Genomic DNA, 26,715 nt, shown 5'->3' with positions numbered 1-26,715 from the left:
AAGTGAAAGGAATTATTTTAGCAGGTGGTACTGGATCGAGATTATATCCAATAACGAAAGTAACGAATAAACATTTACTTCCTGTTGGTCGGTATCCGATGATTTATCATGCGGTATATAAGCTAAAACAATGCGATATTACAGATATTATGATTATTACGGGTAAAGAGCATATGGGGGATGTTGTTAGCTTTTTAGGGAGTGGTCATGAATTTGGAGTGTCCTTTACGTATCGTGTGCAAGATAAAGCGGGCGGGATCGCACAGGCGTTAGGGCTTTGTGAAGATTTCGTCGGGAATGATCGTATGGTAGTTATATTAGGGGATAATATTTTTTCAGATGATATTCTTCCGTATGTTGAAGAGTTTGCAAATCAAAAAGAAGGTGCGAAAGTGCTATTGCAATCTGTAGAAGATCCCGAAAGATTTGGCGTAGCACATATTCAAAACCGAAAAATAGTTGAAATTGAAGAAAAGCCGAAAGAGCCGAAAAGTTCTTATGCGGTTACGGGAATTTATTTGTATGATTCGAAAGTCTTTTCTTATATTAAAGAATTAAAACCTTCTGCACGGGGAGAACTTGAAATTACAGATATAAATAATTGGTATTTAAAACGAGGGGTACTTACTTATAATGAAATGAGCGGCTGGTGGACTGATGCGGGAACTCATGCTTCGCTTCAAAAGGCGAATACGTTAGCGCGTGATATTAATTTTGGGAAACAGTTTAACGGAGAATAGGTGAGAATATGAAAGTTGTAGAAACAAATTTTACCGATGCAAAATTGTTAGAACCGAGGTTGTTTGGAGACGAGCGTGGCTTTTTTTCAGAGAGTTATAATAAGCAGGTGCTAGAAACATTAGGGATAACGTATTCATTTGTACAGGATAACGTATCTTATTCGGCTAAGGCAGGAACGATTCGGGGACTACACTTTCAAAAAAAACCGAAAGCACAAACGAAACTCATTCAAGTTATGCAAGGGGCAATTTATGATGTTATCGTTGATTTACGAAAAAAATCACCAACATTTAAACAATGGAAAGGATATATTTTAAGTGCAGATAACCATCGGCAATTACTAGTGCCAAAAGGGTTTGCGCATGGATTTTGCACGCTTGTTCCGCATACTATCGTTATGTATAAAGTAGATGAATATTATAGCGCAGAGCATGACTCAGGATTACTTTGGGAAGATAAAGATTTAGCAATTCCTTGGCCAGTAACCGATCCTATATTGTCCGATAAGGATCAGATATTACCATTATTAGAGGAATATGAAGATAGTTTTTAAGTAGGAGCGTTGTTTATGAATATATTAGTAACAGGTGGGGCTGGATTTATTGGAAGTAATTTCGTTCATTACATGCTACAAAGTTATGAAACATATAAAATTATTAATTACGATGCCTTAACATATAGCGGGAATTTAAATAACGTAAAATCTCTTCTGGATCACCCGAATTACTCTTTTGTAAAGGGAGAAATTCAAAATGGAGAGCTATTAGAACACGTTATAAAAGAGCGGGATGTACAAGTGATTGTAAATTTTGCAGCTGAATCACATGTGGACCGTAGTATTGAAAATCCGATTCCTTTTTATGATACAAATGTAATTGGGACGGTCACTTTATTAGAACTAGTTAAAAAATATTCGCATATAAAACTTGTGCAAGTATCAACGGATGAAGTGTATGGCTCTTTAGGAAAAACAGGGAAGTTCACAGAGAAAACGCCGTTAGCTCCAAATAGTCCATATTCTTCAAGTAAGGCGAGCGCGGACATGATAGCTCTATCTTACTATAAAACATATCAATTACCGGTTATAGTAACGCGTTGTTCTAACAATTATGGACCGTACCAGTATCCTGAAAAATTAATTCCATTAATGGTTACGAATGCACTAGAAGGAAAAAAACTACCGTTATATGGTGATGGTTTAAATGTAAGAGATTGGTTACATGTAACGGATCATTGCAGTGCGATTGACGTTGTTTTGCATAAGGGACGTGTCGGAGAAGTATATAATATAGGTGGAAATAATGAAAAAACAAATGTAGAAGTTGTGGAACAAATTATTACTCTTTTAGGAAAAACAAAAAAAGACATTGAATATGTTACAGATCGTTTAGGGCACGATCGTCGTTATGCGATTGATGCAGAGAAAATGAAGAATGAATTTGATTGGGAACCGAAATATACGTTTGAACAAGGATTACAAGAGACGGTGAAATGGTATGAAAAGAATAAGGAATGGTGGAAACCACTAAAAGATTAGTAAGGGGCATGTTAAATGAAAGAGAGGGTTATCATAACAGGAGCAAACGGTCAATTAGGAAAGCAACTATTTGAAGAGTTAGACTCTGAAGAATATGATATATATCCATTTGATAAAAAATTATTAGATGTGACAAATATATCCCGAATACAACAAGTGGTACAAGAAATAAAACCACATATAATTATTCATTGTGCTGCCTATACGAAAGTAGATCATGCGGAGAAAGAACAGGATCTTGCATATAGAATAAATGCAATCGGAGCTCGAAATGTAGCGGTTGCTTCACAATTAGTAGGGGCGAAGCTAGTTTATATTAGTACTGATTATGTATTTCAAGGCGCCAGACCAGATGGATACGACGAATTTCATAGTCCAGCGCCGATAAATATATATGGGGCCTCTAAGTATGCGGGGGAGCAGTTCGTCAAAGAGTTACATAATAAATATTTTATCGTTCGCACATCGTGGCTATATGGTAAATATGGGAATAATTTTGTGAAAACGATGATGCGATTAGGAAAAGAAAGAGATGAAATATCTGTTGTAGCGGATCAAGTTGGCTCTCCTACGTATGTGGCGGATTTGAATATGGTTATTAATAAGCTCATTCATACTTCTTTATACGGTACATACCACGTATCAAACAGAGGCTCATGCTCTTGGTTTGAATTTGCACAAAAGATATTTTCGTACGCCAATATGAAAGTGAATGTATTACCTGTTTCAACGGAAGAATTCGGGGCTGCGGCTGCGAGGCCCAAATATTCTATTTTTCAACATAACATGCTACGATTAAATGGTTTTTCACAAATGCCGTCTTGGGAAGAAGGATTAGAGCGGTTTTTTATAGAAACCAAAAGTCATTAACAAATTTCTGTTAATGACTTTTTTGTTTGCCTTTAAGCGGTTTTATGGTACTATAATTATAGTATCAGGTACTAATAACAAGTATAAGTATTTCTGGGAGGATATATCATGGAACTATTACAAGGGAAAACATTTGTTGTTATGGGCGTTGCGAACCAAAGAAGTATTGCATGGGGAATAGCTCGCTCTTTGCATAATGCAGGTGCAAAATTAATATTCACATATGCAGGAGAACGTTTAGAAAGAAACGTTCGTGAATTAGCGGACACATTAGAAGGACAAGAATCACTTGTATTACCTTGTGATGTAACGAATGATGAGGAACTTACAGCTTGCTTTGAAACAATTAAACAAGAAGTAGGTACTATTCACGGTGTAGCACATTGTATTGCTTTTGCAAATCGCGATGACTTAAAAGGTGAATTTGTAGATACTTCTCGCGATGGATTTTTACTTGCACAAAATATTAGCGCATTCTCTTTAACAGCTGTAGCAAGAGAAGCGAAGAAAGTAATGACAGAAGGCGGAAATATTTTAACATTAACATACCTTGGCGGCGAGCGCGTTGTGAAAAATTATAACGTTATGGGTGTTGCGAAAGCTTCATTAGAAGCGAGCGTGAAATATTTAGCGAACGATTTAGGTCAACACGGTATTCGTGTTAACGCTATTTCTGCAGGACCAATTCGTACGTTATCTGCAAAAGGTGTAGGCGATTTCAACTCAATCTTAAGAGAAATTGAGGAGCGCGCACCACTTCGTCGTACAACAACGCAAGAAGAAGTTGGCGATACAGCAGTATTCCTATTCAGTGATTTAGCACGCGGTGTAACAGGAGAAAACATTCATGTTGATTCAGGGTATCATATCCTAGGATAAATATAATATTAATTTTTAAAGGACAATCTCTAAATGCTGAGATTGTCCTTTTTATTTGTTCTTAGAAAGAACGATTTTTAACGAAAGTTCTTACCACGTGATGAATATAACTATAATAGTACACGATTTATTTAGCTACGTATGGAAGTGGGAGGGACGAGTGTGAAGAATAAAAATAAAAGTTCAACAGTTGGAAAACCGTTGTTATATATCACGCAAGTAAGTTTAGAACTTGCTGCACCGAAAATAAAAAGGATTATCCTGACAAACTTTGAAAATGAAGATCAAAAAGAGAAAAGTAATAGACAAGAAAATATTGTAAGAAGTGCTGTGGAAGAGGTAATAGAACAAGAACAACAAGAAGAGCAGCAAGTGGAAGAAAAAATAGAAGAAGAAAAAGAAGAACACATAGAACAAGAAGAGCAAGAACCAGAACCAGTAAGAACTGTCCCGTATAATAAATCATTTAAGGATATGAATAATGATGAAAAAATTCATTTTTTACTAAACCGCCCTCATTACATTCCGAAAGTAAGATGCAGAATAAAAACAGCTACAGTCTCATATGTTGGATCGATCATATCGTATCGTCATGGCATTGTATCTATTATGCCGCAAAATAGTATGAGAGATATTAGGTTGTCTATAGATGATATCCAATCGATTAGTATGGCCGGTTTTTAAATATGTAAAGGTGGTAGAAAGCTTCTACCACCCCAATAGTTTTTTAGTTTACTTTACGATAGAAACGTCGCGTAAGCATTGAATCGCACAGAAACAGCTTAAATCAACAGTAATGCAAGTAGTTGTAGATATTAATCTTGCATTTGGTACAGCTAAAAACGTACAAATTGGATCGTCACCAGGTGGTACCGGAGTACCGTCACCTAATACTACAGTTAATACACGTAGCACAGCACAGCTATCATCATCTACACTTTCCACACGGAAAATTGGAGATCGGCAGCTAGTAAGGCTTGAAGATGGTGCAAATGCTTCAAAAGGTTCTCCAGTTTTTGTGTATAAAATAAAAGGGCGTGTATTTGCTACTGATGCAGTATTGTGTGCACCTAAAAATGGGATTTCACAACCAGATCCACATGTTGTTGTAGAACAATCTTGTAATTCATTGATGAATTTTACAACGTCAACTACACAATGAGAAGAGCCATGGTGTTTATTTTCGTTACAACTCATTAATGTCACTCCTTATCTTCTTGTTTGTATTTACATTAATAAGATATTGGAGTCGAGGAGATTTGGTCACAATCTCAAGACCTTTTTTTTTAAATAGGCGAAAGAGGATAAGGGTAGGTGGAATTATGCTGTTTACAAGCTGGCTTTTATTTTTTATTTTTGCGTTAGCTGCTTTTAGGCTCACTCGTTTAATTGTTTATGATAAAATTACAGCCTTTTTGCGAAGACCATTTATTGATGAATTAGAGATTACGGAGCCGGATGGAAGTGTATCAACGTTTACAAAAGTGAAAGGTAATGGATTAAGAAAGTGGATTGGCGAATTATTAAGCTGTTATTGGTGTACAGGTGTATGGGTTAGTGCTTTTTTATTAGTCTTATATAATTGGATCCCTATCGTTGCGGAACCGTTACTTGCATTATTAGCTATTGCAGGAGCGGCAGCAATCATTGAAACAATTACAGGATATTTTATGGGAGAATAATATATTTTCATAATACGAGAAAAAGCGGAGTTTAAAAGAATGAGGGAACGGAAATAAAGAGTTGTTCATATAGTAAATAGACAGAATTGACAGTAGAGGAGATGTTTGCTGTGAGCAATAATCTAAGGCAGAATTCATATGACCTGCAGCAGTGGTATCATATACAGCAACAACACCAAGCACAACAACAGGCATATCAAGAACAATTACAACAACAAGGATTTGTGAAGAAAAAGGGATGCAATTGTGGGAAAAAGAAGAACACAATAAAACAATATGAAGAATGAAACACTCATGCTACTGTGAGTGTTTTTTATTATATATAAAAAGCGGTATTTCTGTATTAGAAATACCGCTTTTTACTAGCTAATTTGTGCAACTGTTAATGCTGCAGCACGAATGTCTACAGTTCCAATTAACTGAACTGGCACAATTTGAATTAAGTCACCAGGATTTAAGTTAATAAGAATAACACCGCTGGATACGTCTACTTCACCAGTACCAATAACGTTAGAACGAACTGCTGTACCTGATCCAGGAATAATGTTAGCTGGTGTATTTAATGATAAGAAGAAACGACCAGCTTCTGGTGCAGTAGGTACGTTATCAAGACTAATTGTTAATGTATAACTAATTTGATAAATACCAGCTCGTAGAATTCGAATGCCATCTCCGACACTTACTGTATCATTTATTACAGGAACAGTAATATTTGGGTTTGGACTTACGCTAGGTAATAATAGTGGTGTAAATAGTGAAGCAAACTGAGGTGCAGACGCGTTGAAAGCGAAACCAAAGGCAGGTAGTGTACTAGCTGGCTTCGCCTCACAATCGATTTTAGTAAATTCGCAATCAGAAGAGAACATGTTTTTCACTCCTTTATCTGTTTCTACTTTCAGTTAATGAAAAGGACAGGTTCTATGTTCTAGACAAGTTCCCAATTTTAAGAAATTTACATAAGAATACTCGTTAAGCATGGATTGGGTGGCAGAATACTCTGCCACCCAATCCATGCTTAACTCATTATTTAGTTTTAAATAGAAACGTCACGTAAGCATTGAATAGCGCAGAAGCAACTTAAATCAACAGTAATGCAAGTGGAGGTTGATATTAGTCTTGCATTTGGTACAGCTAAAAACGTACAGATTGGGTCGTCACCAGGTGGTACAGCGGTACCATCACCTAAAACTACAGTTAATACACGCAATACAGCACAGTCATCATCATCTATACTTTCTACGCGGAAAATAGGAGATCGGCAGCTAGTAAGGCTTGAAGATGGTGCAAATGCTTCAAAAGGTTCTCCAGTTTTTGTGTATAAAATAAAAGGACGTGTATTCGCTACTGATGCATTGTTATGTGCACCTAAAAATGGAACTTCGCAACCAGATCCACATGTTGTCGTTGCACATTCTTGTAGTTCATGTATAAAACGAACAACATTCGATACACAGTTGAAATCACACTCATGTTGATGATCTTCATTACAATTGCAGCTCATTATGTTCACTCCTTCTCGTGAGTTCTGACATACACTATTACAATATGAGTGGGATATGGCTGATATTACGTTAATTCTCACGATAAAAACAAGGAATTTATATAGGAGGGATGTACATAACGTGATATAAAAAAAGACATCCTTATTTAGTGGATGTCTTTTCAGGTAAATCTTTTCGCACAGTATATAAAAAACGAGATATATCTAATTTCTTTCCTCTGAAAAATTGCGGAGAAGAAATGTAAAGTTCTTCTTTCGCACGTGTAATGGCAACATAAAGTAATCGGCGTTCTTCTTCTAACGCTTCAGAAGTTTCCGTAACACGATCATTTGCATCTTTTAAAGAAGAAGTATGAGGCAGGATTCCATCACTCGCTCCAAGTAAAAAGACACATGGAAATTCAAGGCCTTTTGCGTTATGAATTGACATAAGTGAAACGGCATCTTTTTGCGGCATTGTTTTTAATGCTTCCATTTCTTTTTGACCTTGAATCGCCTCGTCGATAAATTGTAAATAAGCTGGAATATCGGTGAAACGAGTTGCAGACTCCATTAATTCTTCCAACATTTCTTCTTGTATGTCTTTATGCATTGTAAAGGAAGAACGATCGTTACTTTGTAAGTACTCTAAATATTTTCCTTTACCATGAATGATTTCTTTTAATGCTTTTTTCGGTTCTAATTCTTTAATAAACTTAATAAAATCGATGCGCTCATTTACCTTTTTCACTTGAAAAGGTTTTAAGCTTGGATTTAATAGTAAGAAATGAAGAAGAGAAGGGAAGCGCCCCTCACCATATTTCCATTGTTCACGTTCAATAAATGAAATACAATCATCACGTCCGATATACATCGTCGGCAATATGTTTGAAAGTGATTCTAGTCGAAACGGCTCAATCACGAGTCTTAAATGATCTAATACAGGCTTAATTAAAGAATGTTCATAAAATGATTGGCTCGCTCCGTGTTTAATAAACGGGATTTTATGAATGGTAAGCTGATCAAGTAACGAACGACTTACAGAATGTGTGCGATACAGTAAACAAAAATCTTTAAAGTTACGTTCACCACTCTCTACTTTTTCTTGAATAAGCTGCAAAATTTGATTTGCTTCATCAAGAGTCGTAGCAGGTCTTGCATAAAAAGGTTGTACACCTTCCTCACGAACAGAGTATAGCTCTTTATCAAAACGTTCTTGATTTAATTTTATAACTTCATTTCCAAGCCCGACGATAAAGGGATTGGATCGATAATTCGTATTTAGTGCAATGATTGTTGTGTTATCAAATTCTTTTGGAAAAGATAAAATAATTTGGTGACTTGCTCCTCGCCAGCCGTATATCGCCTGGTCGTCATCACCTGCGATAAATAAATTATTTCTTGGCGTGGCTAACAATTTTACGATTTCATATTGTGCATACGATGTATCTTGAAACTCATCTACTTCAATGTAGTGAAAACGTTGTTGTAATTGAGTTAGTAAAGGAGCATTATTTTCTAACATATAATATGTTTCCAATAAGATGTCATCGAAATCAATATAATTGTATCTTTGTTTTACCTCTTCAAAACGTTCGTATACTTCTTTAAATTCTTGTTCGACTGGTGTTTTCGCTTTTACATCTTTCGGACGATTTAATTTGTTTTTCTCAAGTGAAATCATCGCGAGCATCGTTTCAGCATCATAATCGTCTTTTAAACGCAATTCTTTTAAGATTTTCTTTATCATAATTTGTTTATGTTTTTCATTTGCTAAAATTTGCTGATTATAACCTTGACTACGAAGTAATTTTAAGAAAACAGAGTGGAATGTACCAGCAACTACGTAGCTACTTGCTGCATGATTCATACCTGGTAACTTCGCAACACGACTTCGTATTTCTTCAGCTGCTTTTTGTGTAAATGTAAGTAATAAAATATTTCGTGGATGAACTTGTTTTACATTTACTAAATAACCAACGCGAGTTGTTAAAACAGATGTTTTCCCGCTTCCGGCACCAGCTAGTGTAAGAACAGGACCTTCTGTTGTGCGCACGGCTTCTAATTGTTTTTCGTTTAAAAAAACATTTTGTTGTTCAAGAGCGCGGAAATAAGCCGCATCTACATCTTCTTCCATAATTAAATGGGTAGATGTTTTCGGAATATGATATGTCGCACGCGGAATATCAGCGTGTGTTAACGATTTTTGTGAAAATTTTTCTTGTGTCATATGTTCACCTTCAAAACTATAGCATCAACATTTAACTTTAGCGGAAGAAAAAGAAAATAGCAATGTAAAAAAACAGGAGGGATCACCTCCTGCTTTCAAATTACAATTCTTTTATCATTACGACGTGCGGGATATTCGCTTCCATAAATACATCAGAACTTGTTACATATCCAAGTTTTTTATAGAAATCTTCGGCATGTGTTTGAGCGTGAAGTTTCAATTTCGGTAGCGAATTTTCTTTTGCATACGCTTCAAGAGAATCCATAACAATTTTTCCAATCCCTTTTTTGCGATGGGAATTTAGCACGCAAATGCGTTCCACTTTTCCTATACCATCAAGGGTGCGAAAACGTCCAGCACCAACTGGAACATCATTGTCATATATAACAACGTGTGTTGAAGTTTCTTCAAACTCATCGTACTCTTCTTCAGCAGAGACACGTTGTTCATTTACAAACACTTGTTTACGTACAGAGAATGCATCTCTTAGTTGTTCGTCCGTTTGTACAATCTGTGCGTGCAAATTAGTTGTTCCCCTTTCCAAGACGGAATGTTTCGTGTACAGTCCATGTTCCATTTTCTAATTGATATAGAAGATGGAAACGATCAATTGGTTGTTCGTAATAGAAATCTTTCATACGTAATCGGCCCAACACATCAGCATGCTCTGCATCTGATAAGCCTTGTCCGATTGTTAAATGAGGTACGAAAGCATATTCGCGTTCTTGCGTGAATAACCCGCTATGCATTTCTTCATTTAAGAAAGTAAGTTCAGGTGTTTTTTCTACTTTAAAGTAAAGGACGTTATTAACAGGTGCGAATGAACCAACTTTCCCAACATGAAGGGTGAAAGGGTTCGTTTTACTTGCGATTGTATGTAACTCGTTTACAATCGACTCTAATTGTTCATCTTGCGCCTCAAAGGGTGTTTTCAATGTAATATGTGGCGGAACTAATGCGTAGTGCGGGTCATAACGTTTACGCAATCCGTTCGCTTTATCTTGAATCATTTTAGATGGAAAAATTACAATGCCTAATTTCATGTTCCAATTCCTCCCTTTGTAAGTCTAGTTAGATTTTGAGATAAATAAATCTCTTTATCTATTATATCAAATTATTCTGAATACTGCTCTCTATTATTTCATTGATAGAATATGAGAGAAGGCTTTCGGTAAATCAGTCTGCCAATATTTCCAAGTATGATTACCTTCAAATTCCTCATAATGCGTGATGAAGTTTCTATCTGTAAGAAGCGTATTTAACTCACGGTTCGGCCCTACGAAATCAGATACTTGTCCATCAGTACGCTTTACAGCCGTTTCTTCTGTACCGATGACGTGATACAGTTCTAACGCTTGTGGATCTTTGAATTCTTTTGCTAAGTTCATCACTGTCTCATCCACAAATGGTGATTGCATAACGACTTTACCGAATGTATGCGGATACATAAGTGCAGTCATAAAGGAAACTGTTCCGCCAAGAGAATCACCAATTAAAACACGACCTTTTCCCATTTGGTACGTTGGATAATTTTCATCAATATATGGTGCAAGTTCATGAGCAAGGAAACGAATATATGCAGCATTTTTTACTTCATTTGGGAAATATTTTTCTTTACGATCATGTACATTTTTATATGGAATACCGACAATAATTGTACGGTCAATTTCTTCGGTTTCACGAAGGCGCTCAATTACACGGTGCGCTTTACCAAGCTGAAAATAATCTCTACCATCTTGTGCAATTACAACTGTATGTTTGTGCAGTGGTGTGTAATTTACTGGTAAATAAACGAGAAGTGTAACATCTTCTTGAAGTGATGCGCTATAAAATGAAATTTCTTCAATTCTCCCTATTGTTTGACTCATGTAGATCCCCCTAAATAAAAATTTACTGTAACGATTGTAAGAGCGACTCTTGTAGTGAAAAGGAAAGAAATATTCACTAATTGGTGCCTTAATTTCTATTTTACCATAATGGTACGAAGAATCTAAAAAATTAGTATTTAAGTTGCGAAAGAAAACGGATATAATGAAGTGGGATTTTTGACAGGTGAGAGGGGAGACAGGATTTGAAACAAGAAAAATCAATCGCACTACCATTAGCAATTTCTATAATTGCCATTTCCTTTGCAGCAGTTTTTGTAAAGATGTCCTCAGCACCATCTTCAATATTAAGTATGTACCGCTTATGGATTATCGTACTTATTATGCTGCCTATCGTATGGAAAAAAAGAGAGGAATTTAATAGGATTCAAATGAAAGATTGGGGCTTTTTAATTGGATCTGGTTTCTTTTTAGCACTGCATTTTCTTTTATGGTTTGAATCTTTAAAGCATACAACAGTTGCTAGTTCAACAATTATTTTGGCACTTCAACCAATCGTATCTTTAGTTGGAGGTTTTTTTCTATTTAAAGAAAGAACAACATATTCAGCCATTGCAACGATGGGAATCGCTATTTTAGGAGTAATGTGCATTGGTTGGGGAGATTTAGGTTTAAGTAAGCAAGCAATTTATGGTGACATATTATCCTTTCTAAGTGTAATAGCGGTTGTCGGTTATTTATTTATCGGGCAAACGACAGTGAAGAAAGTATCGCACTGGATTTATAGCTTTACAGTCTTTGCGTTCGCAGGTCTTTTTATGGGGATTTATAATGTTATATTACAAGTACCCTTTACAGGTTATACGAAGTGGGATTGGACTGTTTTTCTTTTACTTGCGGTTGTGCCGACAGTGTCACATGTAATTAATAACTGGCTATTAAATTATGTAAATGCAACGACAATTTCAATGAGTATTTTAGGAGAACCTGTTGGAGCATCTATACTTGCGTTCTTCTTACTTGGAGAAAAATTAAATGCAATGCAAATGATCGGTAGCATGCTCGTATTGTTTGGTGTATCTGTTTTCTTAATGCAGCAACAAAAGCGAACAGCAAAAAATGTCGTAAACGAGCCAGTGTATACACAGGAATTATAGTGTTAGGGGAGAAAAGAGAAGTTATGATACTTCTCTTTTTGTTTTATAGAAATGCGGGCGTAGAAGGGGGAGGAAAATGGAAGAGATATTAAAGAAGTATATGAATAGATTTACAACACTAAGTGAAGAAGAGCAGCAAATGATCCTCAGGGAATTACAAATTGAAGAATATAAAAAAGGAACAGTGCTCCTAAGACAAGGAAATGTTCCGTTAAAATGTTATTTTGTATTAAAAGGATGCGTTAGGCAACATAGTATAGATGAAGCAGGGAAAGAAGTTACATCAAATTTTTATACAGAAGAGCAGGCAATTTCGAATTTCAACCATCATAAACAAGATAAATCTTCATCATATACGTTAACGTGTTTAGAAGATTGTACTGTAGTTGTTGGTGATCTACATAGTGAAAAGGACATGTATAATAAGTATTCACAATTAGAAGAAATGACGCGTAAAATGATCGAGTACAATTTCGGTGAAGTACAAGATGAACTTGCTGTATTTATCTCATCGACACCAGAAGAGCGATATAAAACATTGTTACGAAAACGCCCGTATTTAATTCATCGCGTTCCACAATATCAGCTAGCAAGCTATCTTGGCATGACACCAGAATCATTAAGTAGAATTAAGAAACGGCTTAATTAGAGTGTTTACCACCTTTCAATAGTAGCCATATCGCAAGTCCTAATTCACCTGCAATCATAGGTAATTGGAATAGTGATTGTATGAGTGAAATCATTGTATCGTATTGTGTAAACATTGTATTCATGACGTGAATTAGCATATAACCGGTAGCAGCAATGAACAGCAGTATACTAATAAACTTTGGTATCTGTTTAGAGAGAAAAGCTACATAGCCTAAAACGAAAAGATGCAATCCAAAAATGATCAATCCTACAGACCAAATGTATTCGAATGCACTGAGAAACAACATTGTATATGTTTCTGGATTTGCAATTGTATTTTTTGAAAGCAATAATGCCAATATTAGATTGAATATAGCAATCCCAAGTATAGCTGTATACATAAGACGAAGCAAAGCGGCTAGTAATGAGAGGCTAGTATGAATTGGTTTTAGAAAGAAATAAAGAGCCCACGCAGCGACAATATCAGTGATAAAAATGATAATCCACCCAAAAACTTCCGCTTTGAAAAGTGAATTTGAATTTTGGATATTATGGAATGTTGTACTCGCATCTCCTTGTATAACGAGGTTTCCATGAACAAAACCGTAAGAGAAAAATGCAATGAATGCCATAACAAGAAGAGATGTGCTAGCAAATAAGGCGTACTTTCGTTCAGTCATAATATGTCCTCCTTTTCTAATATTGTTTTCATTGTAATAGGGAAGAGGAGGAGATTCATTGACTTAAATCAAGACGGGGAAAGTTTAGTAGAATTTCCATCAAAAAAAATGTATGGTTATATCCAATTTTTTATTAACCTTGTAAAAAGTAAAAACTCAAATATTGAAATCAAGTAAAAGAGTGGCTACGAAGCCACTCTTTTACTTTGGATTTGTCATATAAGGTTGTACATGAATGACACATAGGTCACGAAATTTGCCTTCAGCAGTTGTGACAATTACGACTGCTTTACCTGCACTTTTTCCAGTAATCGTCACGGTGTCACCTTTTGGATATATGGTGATGATATCAGAATTCATATTTGACCAAATAAGCTCTTTATTCGTTGCTTGTATTGGTAAAATGGAAGCTGATAACACAATGTTTTGTCCCGTTTTTATTTTTAATTTATGTTTTTCCATATGAACACCGATGACTGAAATAACAGAAGGAGCAATTGAAATTTTAGGCGGGTTAGGTTGCATGTTTAAACAAGACGCAGAAGTATTTGTGATAGGTGAAAATTTTCGTGTTTGTTGTTGCTGGAAAGCTGCTAACATGTTGGAGTCCCCTTTCTGTATAAGTGCTGATACTCATACTATAAAGGAGTAGTGTTATGTTAAATTTAACGAAACATAAAGAATTTGTTAAATTTGATAAAAAGATTGTCGAACTGTAAAAAATCTCTGCTGTTATGATAACAGCAGAGATTTTTTTATAAATTATGACGATGTTGTTTTTCGAAATCCTCAAATTGCTCTTTAACTTCTTTTGAAGGTTGTGTTAGTAAACTAACAATTACGATGGCTAGTAAACTAATAGCGAAACCTGGAATCATTTCATATAAGAAATCTTTTAAGAATTTGAATTGAGTCCATATAATAACAGTAGCGGCACCAGAAATCATACCGGCAAGTGCGCCCCACTTCGTCATACGTTTCCAATATAAGCTTAATAAAATAGCAGGTCCGAATGAAGAACCAAATCCAGCCCAAGCGTATCCAACAAGAGCTAAAATCGTATCATTTTGTTTAAACGCTAATGCGCACCCAACTAATGCAATAACAAGTACAGCCATACGACCGACAAATACAAGTTCTTTATCAGATGCAGAACGTTTGAAGAATGTACGATATAAATCTTCAGTTACAGCACTAGAAGTAACGAGTAGCTGTGATGAAATTGTACTCATAATCGCTGCTAGAATGGCTGCTAATAAAAATCCAGTAATAAGTGGATGGAATAAAATTTTCCCAAGTTCAAGGAAAATTGTCTCTGGATTAGATAATGTCAACTCTTGTTGTGAATAGTAAGCAATACCAATAAGACCAGTAAACATAGCTCCAACAACAGAGAAAATCATCCAGCTCATACCAATTCTTCGTGCACTTTTAAGTTCTTTTACAGAAGAAATTGCCATAAAGCGTACGATAATATGAGGTTGTCCGACATAACCAAGGCCCCATGCGAATAGAGAAATCATTCCTAAAGTAGAGGCACCTTTAAAAATATCTAGACGTGTTGGATCTACAGATCGAATTGTATCAAATGCAGGTCCAAGTCCGTTCGAATTCATAATTGTTACGATAGGAACAAGAATAAGAGCGACCACCATAATGATTCCTTGTACGAAGTCTGTCCAACTTACTGCTAAGAAACCACCAAATAATGTGTAAGCGACAACAACGCCTGCAACAATGAATAATCCAACATGATAGTTCATGCCAAATGAATTTTCAAATAATACAGCGCCTGAAACTAATCCTGAAGCTACATAGAAAGTAAAGAAAATCATAATAACAAGTCCAGATACTAAACGTAGCATATGAGATTTGTCGTGGAAACGGTGTTCCAAAAATTCTGGAATAGTAATAGAGTTGTTTGCAATTTCTGAGTAGGTACGTAAGCGAGGAGCGACATAAAGCCAGTTTGCGTATGCGCCTAGTGTTAGGCCGATCGCAATCCAACTACTACTTAATCCAACGCTAAACATTGCACCGGGTAATCCCATTAAAAGCCAACCACTCATATCGGATGCTCCAGCACTTAATGCTGTTACTGCGGGGCCTAGTGTACGCCCGCCAAGCATATAATCTGTTAAGTTGGACGTTCGTTTGTAGGCGAAATAGCCGATTACTAACATCCCGAGCATGTAAATAGAGATAGAAGTTAAAGTTAACATCTGCGTACTCATGTAGTTCCCCTTTCTTTTGTCAGGTCTTTTGATGCGTTATGCATATTTATCCCGCATTAACGGGCAGCAAAACTCCCACCTTAAAATTGGCTGGGCAAGGAAGTTAGGTGGGAGATCAACTGTCCGTTAATGCCCGATTGATTCAACTAATAATCAGTGGGGATGAACACCCTCTACTGATTAAAGTTTCACTTTATAATCTATCATGATTATTCTGAAAAATCCATATAGAAATACGAATTTTCAGAAATGTAAGCGTTTTTTGATGTCATTTTACTTTTTTAATATATAATATTCATACAAAAAACCTTATTTTTAATAGAGTATTTATTATATTTACATAAAAAGAGGTTGTTTTGTCAATATAATATTGAAAGGAAAGAAAAATAAAATTTTTAAAAAAGTATTGACTTGTGAAAAAAGTCAGGTCTATAATGAGTGCAACTTAAAAAAATGCAAGCGTTGATGAAGAAGAGTACACATGATGAACATGTCAGAGAGCTGATGGTTGGTGCGAATCAGTATGGAATTGATGTGGAATGGGCTTCGGAGCTTCCAAACCGAAACGAAAGAAGTAGGCTTTGGCGACATGATCTCATCGATACAAGAGACACGTATTGCTTTTGATACGGTAAAGTGCGTTACATTTGTAACGAATTAAGGTGGCACCACGGGAGTACCCGTCCTTTCTATAGGATGAGTACTCCCTTTTTGTGTATAAAAAATCAAATAAATGAAATCGTTTAAGTAAGAAGAGTACGTATATTGGAGACGTTACAGAGAGCCGGGAATAGGTGGGAGCCCGGTACGGTGCCATATACGGAATGGGCTTACGAGAGGTATGCTGAACAATTATTTTTAGTAGGCAACCCGGGTTCCGCCGTTACAAGGATAAGGTATAAAATTTGTACCTGAACAAAGCGGGATGCTTTTGCATCCAACACGAGGTGGTACCGCGGTATATTTATCGTCCTCTACATATTTTCGATATGTAGAGGACTTTTTTATTTTTCAGGGTGAGGTGAAGGACATGATGACGAAAGAAGAATTTATAAAACAAAAAAGAGAGAGAAAGACATTTTTAGTAATCGCTGAAGAAGAAGGAGATAGCATTACGCCAATTTCTTTATATAGACGTATGAAAGGGAAGAAGAAATTCTTATTAGAAAGTTCACAGCTTCATCAAGATAAAGGGCGTTATTCTTACTTAGGATGTAATCCTTATGGAGAAGTGAAAAGCGTTGGTACGGAAGTGGAACGAACGATTTACGGCCGGGCAGAAAAGTTACAAGGTAACGTACTACAAGTGTTAGAAGAAGTAATCGCACCATCACAAGTAGACAGTCCATTTCCATTTTGCGGAGGAGCAGTTGGTTATATTGGGTATGATGTCATTCGGCAGTATGAAAACATTGGAACGGATTTACACGACCCATTAAATATTCCAGAAGTACATCTTTTACTATATCGTGAGTTTATCGTTTACGATCATTTACGCCAAAAGTTGTCGTTTGTATATGTATGCAGGGAAGATGATTCAGCAGATTATGAGGAAGTATACGAAAGGCTGCGAGTATACAAAGAGGAAGTGCTACAAGGAGAAGAAGCTAAAGTAAATGCAATACAATCCACATTATCATTTACTTCTTCTATAACGGAAAAAGAGTTTTGTGAGATGGTAGAAATTGCGAAAGAATATATAAGAGCGGGAGACATATTCCAAGTCGTACTATCACAGCGTTTACAAAGTGAATGTATTGGGGATCCATTCGGGTTATACCGAAAACTTCGAATTGCAAATCCATCACCATATATGTTCTATATCGATTTTCAAGATTATGTTGTACTCGGTTCTTCGCCGGAAAGTTTACTATCAGTAAGGGAGGATAAAGTGATGACGAATCCAATTGCTGGTACAAGGCCGAGGGGGAAAACGAAGAGGGAAGACGAGGAAATCGCAAAAGAACTGTTAGGCAATGAGAAAGAGCGAGCAGAGCATATGATGCTTGTAGATCTTGGGCGAAACGATATTGGTAGAGTGAGCGAAATCGGCTCGGTTACGATAGATAAATATATGAAAGTAGAAAAATACTCTCACGTTATGCACATTGTATCTGAAGTTTACGGAACATTGCGAAAACAAATGGGCGGATTTGATGCGTTAGCGTATTGCTTACCAGCAGGGACGGTTTCTGGAGCTCCGAAAATTAGAGCGATGGAAATTATAAATGAACTAGAGAATGAAAAAAGAAATGTATACGCTGGTGCAGTTGGATACGTTAGTTTTTCAGGAAATCTTGATATGGCGCTCGCCATTCGAACGATGGTCGTAAAGGATGAAAAAGCATACGTTCAGGCAGGAGCAGGAGTCGTTTACGATTCAGATCCAGTAGCTGAATATGAAGAAACATTAAATAAAGCGAGAGCGCTTTTGGAGGTAATGAAATGATTGTACTTATCGATAATTACGATTCGTTCACATATAACTTGTATCAACTGTTAGGCGAACATGAAGAAGAAATTGTAGTTGTAAGAAATGATGAAATAACGATAGAACAGTTAGAAGAGATGAATCCAAGAGGAATTGTACTTTCACCAGGACCAGGAAAACCAGAGGATGCTGGCATTTGTATCGACGTCATCCGTCATTTTTATAAGAACGTTCCTATATTAGGGATTTGCCTTGGCCACCAAGCGATTATAGCTGCATTTGGAGGAGACATTGTTAGAGCAGAACGTATTAAACATGGAAAAACATCGCGTGTGAAACATAACGGAACGTCAATCTTTTCATACGCTACACAGCCGCTAACGGCAATGCGCTATCATTCCCTTGTTGCAGAGCAAACGAGCTTGCCAAAGTGTTTTGACATATTAGCGACAGCGATGGACGACGGAGAAATAATGGCAGTCCGTCACAATTATTATCCGCTCTTCGGATTACAGTTTCATCCGGAATCAATCGCAACAGAAGAAGGCGGAAAGTTAATACGTGCCTTTTTAACAGAAGTAAAAGAGGAGGAAAGAGTATGAATAACTATCTTCGTAAATTAGTGGAGGGTCAACATTTAACAGAAGAGGAAATGTATAAAGCAGGATTACTTTTATTAAGTGAAAACATATTAGAAAGTGAAATTGCAGCTTTCTTAGTCTTACTGAAAGCGAAAGGTGAAACTGCAGAAGAAATATACGGTCTCGTTCGAGCTCTTCGCGAAAAGGCATTGCCGTTTTCGAACCATATACAAGGAGCAATGGACAATTGCGGGACGGGTGGTGATGGTGCTCAAACGTTTAATATTAGCACAACATCAGCATTCGTACTGGCAGGAGCAGGTGTAAAGGTTGCAAAACATGGTAATCGTGCTGTTTCTAGTAAAACAGGAAGTGCAGACTTATTAGAAGAACTAGGTGTAAATATTAGTAGTACGCCAAGCGAAATTGATTATTTACTAGAGCATGTAGGTATTGCATTTTTATTTGCACCAGTGATGCATCCAGCACTAAGGCGCATTATGAAAATAAGAAAAGAATTAAACGTACCGACGATCTTTAACTTAATTGGCCCTTTAACAAATCCAGTGAATTTAGAAACACAATTTGTCGGTATTTATAAACGAGATATGTTATTACCAGTTGCACAAGTATTACAAAAGTTAGGCCGGAAACAAGCGCTTGTCGTAAATGGAAGTGGTTTTTTAGATGAAGCATCATTACAAGGGGAAAATCACGTAGTCCTTTTAAAAGATAATGAAATAGTAGAAATGAGTATTGATCCAGAAAAGTATGGTTTTTCAAGAGTGAAAAATGAAGAAATTAGAGGGGGGAATTCAAAAGAAAATGCAAAGATTACGCTTGAAGTATTGAGCGGAGAAAAGAGTGTTTACCGCGATACCGTTTTATTAAATGCAGGTCTAGCTCTTTTCGCAAATGGAAAAACGGAAACGATTGAAGAAGGAATTAAACTCGCGGCACATAGCATCGACTCTGGAAAAGCATTAACCAAATTAAACTTATTAATTGCAGCAAGCAACGAAAAATTAGAAAGGGTGAACTAAAGTGGGGACGATTTTAGATAAAATTGTAGAACAGAAGAAAAAGGAAGTTGCGGAGTTATATGAAATATATACACCAGTAAAAACAAAAAGAAAGGCACATTCACTTGTAGAAGCGTTACAGCAGTTTACTGTCATTGCAGAAGTAAAGCGAGCATCACCATCAAAAGGAGATATCAATTTACACGTTGACGTACGAAAACAAGTGGGAACATATGAGAAATGTGGTGCAGGAGCAGTTTCTGTTTTAACAGATGGTCAATTTTTTAAAGGATCGTTTCACGATTTACAAACAGCAAGAGAAGAAAGTAACATTCCGCTTTTATGTAAAGATTTCATAATCGATAAGATTCAAATCGATAGAGCGTATGAAGCGGGAGCAGATATTATTTTACTAATTGTAGCAGCGTTAACGAAAGAGAAGTTAAAAGAGTTGTATAGCTACGTGTTAGAAAAAGGATTGGAAGCGATTGTTGAAGTTCATGATGAACAGGAATTAGAAACTGCGATTGTATTAAATCCGCACGTTATTGGTATTAATAATCGTAATTTAAAAACGTTCGAAGTAGATTTAAGCCAAACTGAAAAGCTTGGAAAAAGATTGAATGAGGAGAAACTACTTTGGATTAGTGAAAGCGGGATTCATTTAAAAGAGGATATTATTCGTGTTAAAAAAGCAGGAGCAAAAGGTGTATTAATTGGAGAGGCACTTATGACATCATCTTCTATTAGTAACTTTTTTGAAGACTGTAAGGTGAATATATGAAAGTGAAAATTTGCGGCATCACTGATATGGAAACAGCAAAACGTGCTTGCGAATACGGCGCAGATGCACTCGGATTTGTTTTTGCAGAAAGTAAGCGGAAAATCACTCCAAAGAGAGCGGAAGAAATCATTCAGGAGCTTCCAGCCAACGTGTTAAAAATCGGTGTTTTCGTAAATGAATCAGTAGAAGTGATCCAGAAAATTGCAGATGAGTGCGGGTTAACACATGTACAACTACATGGAGATGAAGATAATTATCAAATTAGAAGATTGAATATTCCGTCTATAAAATCACTAGGAGTAACTTCAGAAAGTGATATGAAAAACGCTCAAGGGTATGAAACGGATTATATATTATTTGATAGCCCGAAAGAAAAGTTTCATGGAGGAAATGGAAAGACATTTTCATGGGAACTACTTGGGCATATGCCAAAAGAATTGCGAAAGAAAACGATATTAGCTGGTGGATTAAACGCTCTTAATATAGAAGAAGCAATTCGAACTGTTCGGCCTTATATGGTCGATGTGAGCAGCGGAGTAGAGACAGAAGGAAAGAAAGATGTAGAGAAAATAAAACAATTTATTATAAAAGCGAAGGAGTGTTCCAAATGAACTACGCATATCCAGATGAAAAAGGACATTACGGTATATACGGAGGACGATACGTTCCAGAAACGTTAATGCAATCTGTACTAGAACTAGAAGAAGCATATAAAGAAGCGATGCAAGATGAGGCATTTCAAAAGGAATTAAATCATTATTTAAAAACGTACGTCGGAAGAGAAACACCGCTTTATTTCGCTGAAAATCTGACGAAGTATTGCGGAGGTGCAAAGATTTATTTAAAACGTGAAGATTTGAATCATACAGGAGCTCATAAAATTAACAATACAATCGGTCAGGCACTACTTGCAGTGCGAATGGGCAAGAAAAAAGTTGTCGCTGAAACAGGAGCTGGACAACACGGAGTTGCAACAGCTACTGTATGTGCTCTTCTCGGATTAGAATGCGTCATTTTTATGGGAGAAGAAGATGTAAGACGTCAAAAATTAAATGTGTTCCGAATGGAATTACTCGGAGCGAAAGTAGAAAGTGTAGCGGCAGGTAGTGGTACATTAAAAGATGCGGTAAATGAGGCGCTTCGTTACTGGGTTTCACATGTGCATGATACGCACTACATTATGGGATCTGTTCTCGGACCACATCCATTCCCGCAAATTGTACGTGATTTCCAAAGTGTAATTGGAAATGAAACGAAAAAACAATATGAGGCGTTAGAAGGAAAGTTACCAGAAGCAGTCGTTGCTTGTATTGGAGGTGGTAGTAATGCAATGGGGATGTTTTATCCGTTCGTACACGATGAAGAAGTTGCTCTTTACGGCGTAGAAGCAGCTGGAAAAGGCGTTCATACAGAAAAGCATGCAGCAACTTTAACGAAAGGAAGCGTCGGTGTTTTACACGGATCAATGATGTATCTTCTGCAAAACGAAGAAGGACAAATTCAAGAAGCACACTCTATTTCAGCAGGACTTGATTATCCAGGTGTTGGTCCAGAACATAGCTTGCTAAAAGATATTGGCCGCGTTTCTTATCATTCGATAACAGACGAAGAAGCATTAGAAGCATTTCAATTATTAACGAAAAAAGAAGGCATTATCCCGGCGCTAGAAAGTTCACATGCTGTCGCATATGCATTAAAATTAGCTCCGAAAATGAAGGAAGATGAAGGACTTGTTATTTGTTTATCTGGCCGTGGTGATAAAGATGTAGAGAGTATAAAACGTTATATGGAAGAGGTGTAAAAAATGGCAGTAGAAAAAATTAAAGCAGCGTTTGAAAATGGCAAGAAAGCATTTATTCCGTACGTAATGGGCGGAGATGGCGGCCTTGAAAAATTAAAAGAAAGAATTCGTTTTCTAGATGAAGCTGGAGCAAGCATCGTTGAAATTGGTATTCCGTTTTCAGATCCAGTCGCGGACGGCCCAACGATTCAAAGAGCAGGAAAGCGAGCGCTAGATAGCGGCGTAACATTAAAAGGCATTTTTCAAGCGTTAGCAGAGGTAAGGAAAGAAGTACAAATGCCTTTTGTTCTTATGACATATTTAAATCCGGTACTTGCATTCGGAAAAGAGAGATTCATTGAGAACTGTATAGAAGCAGGTGTAGACGGCATCATCGTTCCAGACTTACCGTATGAAGAACAAAATATTATTGCGTCGTTACTTCGAGAGGCAAACATTGCGCTCATTCCACTCGTTACCGTAACGAGTCCTATTGAAAGAATTGAAAAAATTACGAGTGAATCAGAAGGGTTCGTTTATGCTGTTACAGTAGCGGGCGTAACGGGAGTACGTCAAAACTTTAAAGAGGAGATTCATAGTTACTTAGAAAAAGTAAAATCACACGTCAACTTACCAGTAGTCGCTGGATTTGGCATCTCAACAAAAGAACATGTAGAAGAAATGGTTACAATATGCGACGGAGTTGTCGTTGGAAGTAAGATCATTGAGCTTTTAGAAAATGAAAAGCAAGAAGAAATATGTGAATTAATATATGCAACAAAACAAAAAGAAGAGGCGTAGTCTCTTCTTTTTGTTTTGCGTAATAAATGTTAAAATATACAGAAAATACATATAATTTAGAGGGTGAGAAGGCATGCTAAGACGTAAACTACTATATCTATTTTTAACTGTACCGCTATACGCTTGGCTCATTAGCATGACGAAAATAGAGTTAATGGCTCTATTTTTAGGGTATGTATTCATCTTTTCCAACTTAAATCGCATTCAAGAACAGTCTATTTTAGAAATATGTCTATTTTCGATTAGTATAGAATTATTTAGTATCGTTTCGATTGTATTATTAAACGAATTATTTCGCTGGATCCATTCATTCGAATTAATGAAATTTGGAAATGTTGTATTGCAAGTAATATGTGCTTATATTGTGTTTGTTGTGTTAGACAAAATAGTCGGACAGCAGAGCGTTTTTCAGGATAAAAGAAAATGGGAGTGAAAGGAGTCATTTGGCTCCTTTTTTAAATCTGTTGTAAAAACAATTGAAAATTATGACATCTGTTATATAATAGTTAAAAATTGTATTTTTAATGAAAAGAGATGATAACATGGCCATATTTTTGGCACTTATCCCAATTATGATGATTTTCATTTGTTTATTTTTATTTAAACAAACGTCATTAAGGTCCTCGTTAATTTCTTATGCTGTGTCTGTTGGAATCGTTTTACTCTCGCCAATGTTTCAATTAGGGATAAGTGAAACTGTGCACGCAACGATTAAAGGATGGTTAATTTGTTTTATTGTCGGGTACGTTTTATTTTTCGGTATTTTTTTATTTCACCTCATGAACAAAATGGGGTACATCGATCAAGTAGCACGTTTTCTAGAAGCAGTTACTCAGGATCGCTTATTACAAATGCTGCTTATGTGTTTTGGCATTTGCCCGCTTATTGAATCAGTAAGTGGATTCGGTATTGGCTTTATGGTTGCAGCACCTATTTTTCTTTCACTAGGATATAAACCATTTCAAGCTGTACTACTCTCATTCATCGGCTTACTAGCTAGTTCATGGGGCGCAATGGCAACTGGTACGATTATCGGTTCGCAGCTAATAAATATGCCTCTTACAACACTTGGCACAAATACAGCGCTATTAAGTATTCCGATGTTTGCTTACTTCGTTATTCTTTCTTTACACGTTGTTGGCGGCTGGCAAGCGGTTATAGAAAAGTGGAAAGAAGGAGTAGGGTTCTTTCTATTATTTTCTCTCGGAATCTATCTTTCTAATGCGTACGTAAGTGTTGAACTAGCCGGGATATTAAGTTCTATCGTTACGATTACCTTTGGCTTTTTTATCATTAAATTAAAAGGAAAAAGTGGACAAAATCTTATAACAGAACATGCGGCTGCAACGGAGAGAGAAGTATCCATTATAAAAATTATTAGCCCTTATATATTTCTAACAGTTTGTATTTTACTTTCTCGCCTCGTTCCAGCATTACATGATTTGTTCAGATCATATGCGGTTCTTGATTTGAAATCATACTCTTACAAACTAGAGTTACTATATTCACCAGGATTTTGGCTCGGTATGACTTGCTTATTTACTATTATTTTCTTCCGCATCCCGTCTAATATTATTAAACAATCACTCTCACAAACGATTAAACAATGGATTCCATTTGCTATTACGACGACAATGTTTATCGCCATTTCAGAACTAATGGGTGCATCTGGCATGCATTCATTACTCGCAAAGACAGCTGGTGAAACATTTGGAACCTTTTTCGTTTTCGTTGCTCCGTTTATTGGCGCTATTGGTGGATTTTTAACAGGTAGTAACGCAGGATCAAATGCAATGTTTATAAAACTACAAATGCAAACCGCACAAAACGTAGCACTCCCGTGGCAATATGTCACAACACTTCAAAACACCGCATCATCAGTAGCGACAATTGCTTGTCCATCACGGATTACACTAGGTGCTTACTTATGTAATATCCCTTACCGTGAAAATGAACTATTAAAGAAGACGACGTTAATGATCTTTGGTGCGGTTTTGCTTGTAGTGGTAGAAGTTATTGTTTGGTATATGTTGAGAAATTAAAAATCCTCCTAACATAGGAGGATTTTTTTTATGAGTGGATAATGATTTAAATATGAATAGCTTCTACTAAATGAATAGGAGATGAAATGTATGCCCCTAAAAAACTACGGTGTGTTAAAAGGTACAGTTATACAATCAAAGATTGGAAAAGGGAAAACACCTCATTATCAAGTTCATTTACAGGGCGAGACAGGAGTAAATTATCGTATTGCAATTAACGTAAAATCGCAAAGCTATCCGTCAGAAGTTTTATATTTTGCGAGTAACAATATTAAGTCAGAGGCGATTCATATTTTACCGACATTACCATTCGGTTTTACAGAAATAAAAAACAATGAACCGAAAGTAGCTTTAGATTATGTAAGAGGAAATCTATTTGACTCAAATCAAATGATTCCTTTGCCTCCCGAAAAAGCAGGAGCAGATAATGATTTAAATGAAAAAATAGAACGTTATATAAAACGAGCAATAGAAGAAAAAGCAATTATTTACGCGTTTGGTGAAAGATGGGGACCAGAAGAAAATACACCAGATTCCTATTTTCATTTCAAACCAGGAAACGGTATACATGATATTCATATGAATCAAGGGAATGTAGAAAAATGGCAAGGTGATGATGGCATATGGCAAGATGGAGGAATACTCATTCACTTTGAAAAGGAAGAAGAATGGATCGGTATCTTTCTTGCCTTCCAATCACAGTCATGGTGTACCGATGAAGAGGGGCATGCTCGTGTGCCTGTTGAGCATTGTGATTATAAGGGGAATAATTAATAAGAAGAGGGCGTTCAAAAAGAACGCCCTCTTCTTATTTTATAAAACGAAAAACTAACGAGTGTAGAAAGACAAGAGAACAGCAGTGCCACACTAGAAAACGCAATGAGATACATATTATATTTCATAACCTGTCCAATTAGCTGATTACTGTCGTATTGAAACAGTCCTGCTATTATGTTGAATAAAAATAACACGATAAACATGACGATAACACCGTCTATTGATCCTTTAATATCTGGTTTACTTAAAGCGATATGTGCGGAAATGCAAATGGCGATAAATAAAAATAACCAAAAGGAAGGATTCAATAAATTGCCGATTGTAAATAAGCTTTTCAATAATACAAACGTCGACAAGAGCATGTTTTGAATCATTTCTACATTAATAGAAGTAGAAGCAATCGTTTTTTCGAGAGTTGTATTAAATAAAAAATATGATTCTGGTACGAAATAGCGCATTAAAAGGATTAATGCACATCGCTATCAAGTTTAAATTTTATAATGCCCCCAAAACGAAAAATTTGTGTCATTTATAGAAAGAAGTTCATTTTT

General features: G+C 36.3%; 30 protein-coding genes, 1 pseudogene and 2 other annotated features. Of the genes and pseudogenes, 20 read left to right on the top strand and 11 right to left on the bottom strand.

The features are described 5' to 3' along the window. The first annotated feature begins 2 nt into the window (after positions 1–2). The 6 genes from AB6801_RS20690 (at position 3) to AB6801_RS20665 (ending at position 4,711) form a co-directional block, all read left to right on the top strand. Complete coding sequence (locus tag AB6801_RS20690) at positions 3–740, top strand: sugar phosphate nucleotidyltransferase (protein ID WP_000676160.1); 738 nt, start codon at positions 3–5, stop codon at positions 738–740. An 8-nt stretch (positions 741–748) separates the two neighbouring features. Then, a complete protein-coding gene (rfbC, locus tag AB6801_RS20685) occupies positions 749–1,294 on the top strand; it encodes a dTDP-4-dehydrorhamnose 3,5-epimerase (RefSeq protein ID WP_000869415.1) in 546 nt (181 codons plus the stop codon). A 15-nt stretch (positions 1,295–1,309) separates the two neighbouring features. After that, on the top strand, positions 1,310–2,278 hold the full coding sequence (gene rfbB, locus AB6801_RS20680; RefSeq protein ID WP_001024160.1) for a dTDP-glucose 4,6-dehydratase: 969 nt from the start codon (positions 1,310–1,312) through the stop codon (positions 2,276–2,278). Positions 2,279–2,293: 15 nt separating this feature from the next. Further along, positions 2,294–3,148 (top strand): dTDP-4-dehydrorhamnose reductase, encoded by an 855-nt coding sequence (gene rfbD, locus AB6801_RS20675; RefSeq protein ID WP_000664653.1) that lies wholly within the window; start codon positions 2,294–2,296, stop codon positions 3,146–3,148. Between the two features lie 108 nt (positions 3,149–3,256). Continuing rightward, positions 3,257–4,027, top strand: a complete 771-nt coding sequence (gene fabI / locus AB6801_RS20670; protein WP_000421886.1) for an enoyl-ACP reductase FabI — start codon at positions 3,257–3,259, stop codon at positions 4,025–4,027. A gap of 141 nt (positions 4,028–4,168) precedes the next feature. Continuing rightward, on the top strand, positions 4,169–4,711 hold the full coding sequence (locus AB6801_RS20665) for a spore coat CotO family protein (RefSeq protein ID WP_002196304.1): 543 nt from the start codon (positions 4,169–4,171) through the stop codon (positions 4,709–4,711). 48 nt (positions 4,712–4,759) lie between these two features. Here the strand turns inward: AB6801_RS20665 and exsY are convergent, their stop codons facing one another. After that, positions 4,760–5,224: an exosporium assembly protein ExsY gene (gene exsY, locus AB6801_RS20660; protein ID WP_001277743.1), complete on the bottom strand. Its 465-nt coding sequence runs from the start codon at positions 5,222–5,224 to the stop codon at positions 4,760–4,762. Between the two features lie 125 nt (positions 5,225–5,349). Here exsY and AB6801_RS20655 point away from each other — a divergent pair, with 125 nt between their 5' ends. Both AB6801_RS20655 and AB6801_RS20650 read left to right on the top strand, forming a co-directional pair. Continuing rightward, positions 5,350–5,709 (top strand): DUF1360 domain-containing protein, encoded by a 360-nt coding sequence (locus AB6801_RS20655; protein ID WP_000899664.1) that lies wholly within the window; start codon positions 5,350–5,352, stop codon positions 5,707–5,709. A 101-nt stretch (positions 5,710–5,810) separates the two neighbouring features. Continuing rightward, positions 5,811–5,996 (top strand): hypothetical protein, encoded by a 186-nt coding sequence (locus AB6801_RS20650; RefSeq protein WP_021727509.1) that lies wholly within the window; start codon positions 5,811–5,813, stop codon positions 5,994–5,996. Between the two features lie 75 nt (positions 5,997–6,071). Here the strand turns inward: AB6801_RS20650 and exsF are convergent, their stop codons facing one another. The 6 genes from exsF to AB6801_RS20620 form a co-directional block, all read right to left on the bottom strand. After that, a complete protein-coding gene (gene exsF, locus AB6801_RS20645; RefSeq protein WP_000492943.1) occupies positions 6,072–6,575 on the bottom strand; it encodes an exosporium protein ExsF in 504 nt (167 codons plus the stop codon). A gap of 167 nt (positions 6,576–6,742) precedes the next feature. Beyond that, positions 6,743–7,210, bottom strand: coding sequence for a spore coat protein CotY (gene cotY / locus AB6801_RS20640; RefSeq protein WP_001277719.1), 468 nt, complete (start codon positions 7,208–7,210; stop codon positions 6,743–6,745). A gap of 142 nt (positions 7,211–7,352) precedes the next feature. Continuing rightward, positions 7,353–9,419 carry an ATP-dependent helicase gene (locus tag AB6801_RS20635; protein WP_000191204.1) on the bottom strand — a complete coding sequence of 689 codons (2,067 nt, stop codon included), beginning with the start codon at positions 9,417–9,419 and terminating at the stop codon, positions 7,353–7,355. A gap of 100 nt (positions 9,420–9,519) precedes the next feature. Continuing rightward, complete coding sequence (locus tag AB6801_RS20630) at positions 9,520–9,942, bottom strand: GNAT family N-acetyltransferase (protein ID WP_097998883.1); 423 nt, start codon at positions 9,940–9,942, stop codon at positions 9,520–9,522. A gap of 1 nt (position 9,943) precedes the next feature. Then, positions 9,944–10,462 (bottom strand): YjcG family protein, encoded by a 519-nt coding sequence (locus tag AB6801_RS20625; RefSeq protein ID WP_000765863.1) that lies wholly within the window; start codon positions 10,460–10,462, stop codon positions 9,944–9,946. Between the two features lie 93 nt (positions 10,463–10,555). Continuing rightward, entirely contained in the window at positions 10,556–11,287 is a 732-nt protein-coding gene (locus tag AB6801_RS20620; protein ID WP_000084013.1) for an alpha/beta hydrolase, read from the bottom strand. A 203-nt stretch (positions 11,288–11,490) separates the two neighbouring features. On the opposite strand from AB6801_RS20620, the gene AB6801_RS20615 reads away from it, so the two are divergent. Next, positions 11,491–12,402 carry a DMT family transporter gene (locus tag AB6801_RS20615; RefSeq protein ID WP_000806941.1) on the top strand — a complete coding sequence of 304 codons (912 nt, stop codon included), beginning with the start codon at positions 11,491–11,493 and terminating at the stop codon, positions 12,400–12,402. 76 nt (positions 12,403–12,478) lie between these two features. Further along, on the top strand, positions 12,479–13,051 hold the full coding sequence (locus tag AB6801_RS20610) for a Crp/Fnr family transcriptional regulator (RefSeq protein WP_070757200.1): 573 nt from the start codon (positions 12,479–12,481) through the stop codon (positions 13,049–13,051). Here AB6801_RS20610 and AB6801_RS20605 read toward each other — a convergent pair. The 3 genes from AB6801_RS20605 to putP all read right to left on the bottom strand — a co-directional run bounded on the left by AB6801_RS20605 (position 13,044) and on the right by putP (position 15,946). Further along, complete coding sequence (locus AB6801_RS20605; protein ID WP_097998884.1) at positions 13,044–13,712, bottom strand: DUF4386 domain-containing protein; 669 nt, start codon at positions 13,710–13,712, stop codon at positions 13,044–13,046. The two genes, AB6801_RS20610 and AB6801_RS20605, sit on opposite strands and share 8 nt — an antisense overlap. Before the next feature lie 201 nt (positions 13,713–13,913). Further along, on the bottom strand, positions 13,914–14,312 hold the full coding sequence (locus AB6801_RS20600; protein WP_000878734.1) for an Ig-like domain-containing protein: 399 nt from the start codon (positions 14,310–14,312) through the stop codon (positions 13,914–13,916). 155 nt (positions 14,313–14,467) lie between these two features. Then, the gene (putP, locus tag AB6801_RS20595) at positions 14,468–15,946 is read right to left on the bottom strand and encodes a sodium/proline symporter PutP (protein ID WP_000107211.1); all 1,479 of its coding nucleotides are present in this window, start codon (positions 15,944–15,946) and stop codon (positions 14,468–14,470) included. A gap of 453 nt (positions 15,947–16,399) precedes the next feature. Beyond that, positions 16,400–16,637, top strand: a binding site (T-box leader). A gap of 42 nt (positions 16,638–16,679) precedes the next feature. Continuing rightward, positions 16,680–16,924: a binding site (T-box leader), on the top strand. A 52-nt stretch (positions 16,925–16,976) separates the two neighbouring features. On the opposite strand from putP, the gene trpE reads away from it, so the two are divergent. From trpE to AB6801_RS20545, 10 genes are all read left to right on the top strand, one after another. Next, positions 16,977–18,395: an anthranilate synthase component I gene (gene trpE / locus AB6801_RS20590; RefSeq protein ID WP_141530613.1), complete on the top strand. Its 1,419-nt coding sequence runs from the start codon at positions 16,977–16,979 to the stop codon at positions 18,393–18,395. Then, the gene (locus AB6801_RS20585) at positions 18,392–18,979 is read left to right on the top strand and encodes an aminodeoxychorismate/anthranilate synthase component II (RefSeq protein WP_016109556.1); all 588 of its coding nucleotides are present in this window, start codon (positions 18,392–18,394) and stop codon (positions 18,977–18,979) included. The genes trpE and AB6801_RS20585 overlap by 4 nt, the downstream gene beginning before the upstream one ends. Beyond that, a complete protein-coding gene (gene trpD, locus AB6801_RS20580) occupies positions 18,976–20,001 on the top strand; it encodes an anthranilate phosphoribosyltransferase (protein WP_016109557.1) in 1,026 nt (341 codons plus the stop codon). Before AB6801_RS20585 ends, trpD begins: the two co-directional genes overlap by 4 nt. A gap of 1 nt (position 20,002) precedes the next feature. Continuing rightward, positions 20,003–20,764, top strand: coding sequence for an indole-3-glycerol phosphate synthase TrpC (gene trpC, locus AB6801_RS20575; RefSeq protein ID WP_000536696.1), 762 nt, complete (start codon positions 20,003–20,005; stop codon positions 20,762–20,764). Then, positions 20,761–21,375 carry an N-(5'phosphoribosyl)anthranilate isomerase gene (gene trpF, locus AB6801_RS20570; RefSeq protein WP_000865118.1) on the top strand — a complete coding sequence of 205 codons (615 nt, stop codon included), beginning with the start codon at positions 20,761–20,763 and terminating at the stop codon, positions 21,373–21,375. Before trpC ends, trpF begins: the two co-directional genes overlap by 4 nt. Further along, positions 21,372–22,565 (top strand): tryptophan synthase subunit beta, encoded by a 1,194-nt coding sequence (gene trpB, locus AB6801_RS20565; protein WP_001105015.1) that lies wholly within the window; start codon positions 21,372–21,374, stop codon positions 22,563–22,565. The genes trpF and trpB overlap by 4 nt, the downstream gene beginning before the upstream one ends. 3 nt (positions 22,566–22,568) lie before the next feature. Beyond that, complete coding sequence (gene trpA / locus AB6801_RS20560; protein ID WP_065704567.1) at positions 22,569–23,345, top strand: tryptophan synthase subunit alpha; 777 nt, start codon at positions 22,569–22,571, stop codon at positions 23,343–23,345. Between the two features lie 73 nt (positions 23,346–23,418). Continuing rightward, a complete protein-coding gene (locus AB6801_RS20555) occupies positions 23,419–23,778 on the top strand; it encodes a DUF4029 domain-containing protein (protein WP_097998885.1) in 360 nt (119 codons plus the stop codon). Between the two features lie 109 nt (positions 23,779–23,887). Further along, positions 23,888–25,387, top strand: coding sequence for an L-lactate permease (locus AB6801_RS20550; protein ID WP_097998886.1), 1,500 nt, complete (start codon positions 23,888–23,890; stop codon positions 25,385–25,387). A 90-nt stretch (positions 25,388–25,477) separates the two neighbouring features. Further along, a complete protein-coding gene (locus tag AB6801_RS20545; protein ID WP_001128613.1) occupies positions 25,478–26,161 on the top strand; it encodes a DUF2278 family protein in 684 nt (227 codons plus the stop codon). 14 nt (positions 26,162–26,175) lie between these two features. On the opposite strand, the pseudogene AB6801_RS20540 reads toward AB6801_RS20545, so the two are convergent. Further along, a pseudogene (locus AB6801_RS20540) lies at positions 26,176–26,637 on the bottom strand (hypothetical protein); the annotation flags it as partial. Between the last annotated feature and the right edge of the window lie 78 nt (positions 26,638–26,715).

This window comes from Bacillus sp. RCC_6_1 (genome assembly GCF_041360755.1).
Classification (GTDB): domain Bacteria; phylum Bacillota; class Bacilli; order Bacillales; family Bacillaceae_G; genus Bacillus_A; species Bacillus_A cereus.
This window is presented reverse-complemented; position numbering and strand designations above follow the sequence as displayed.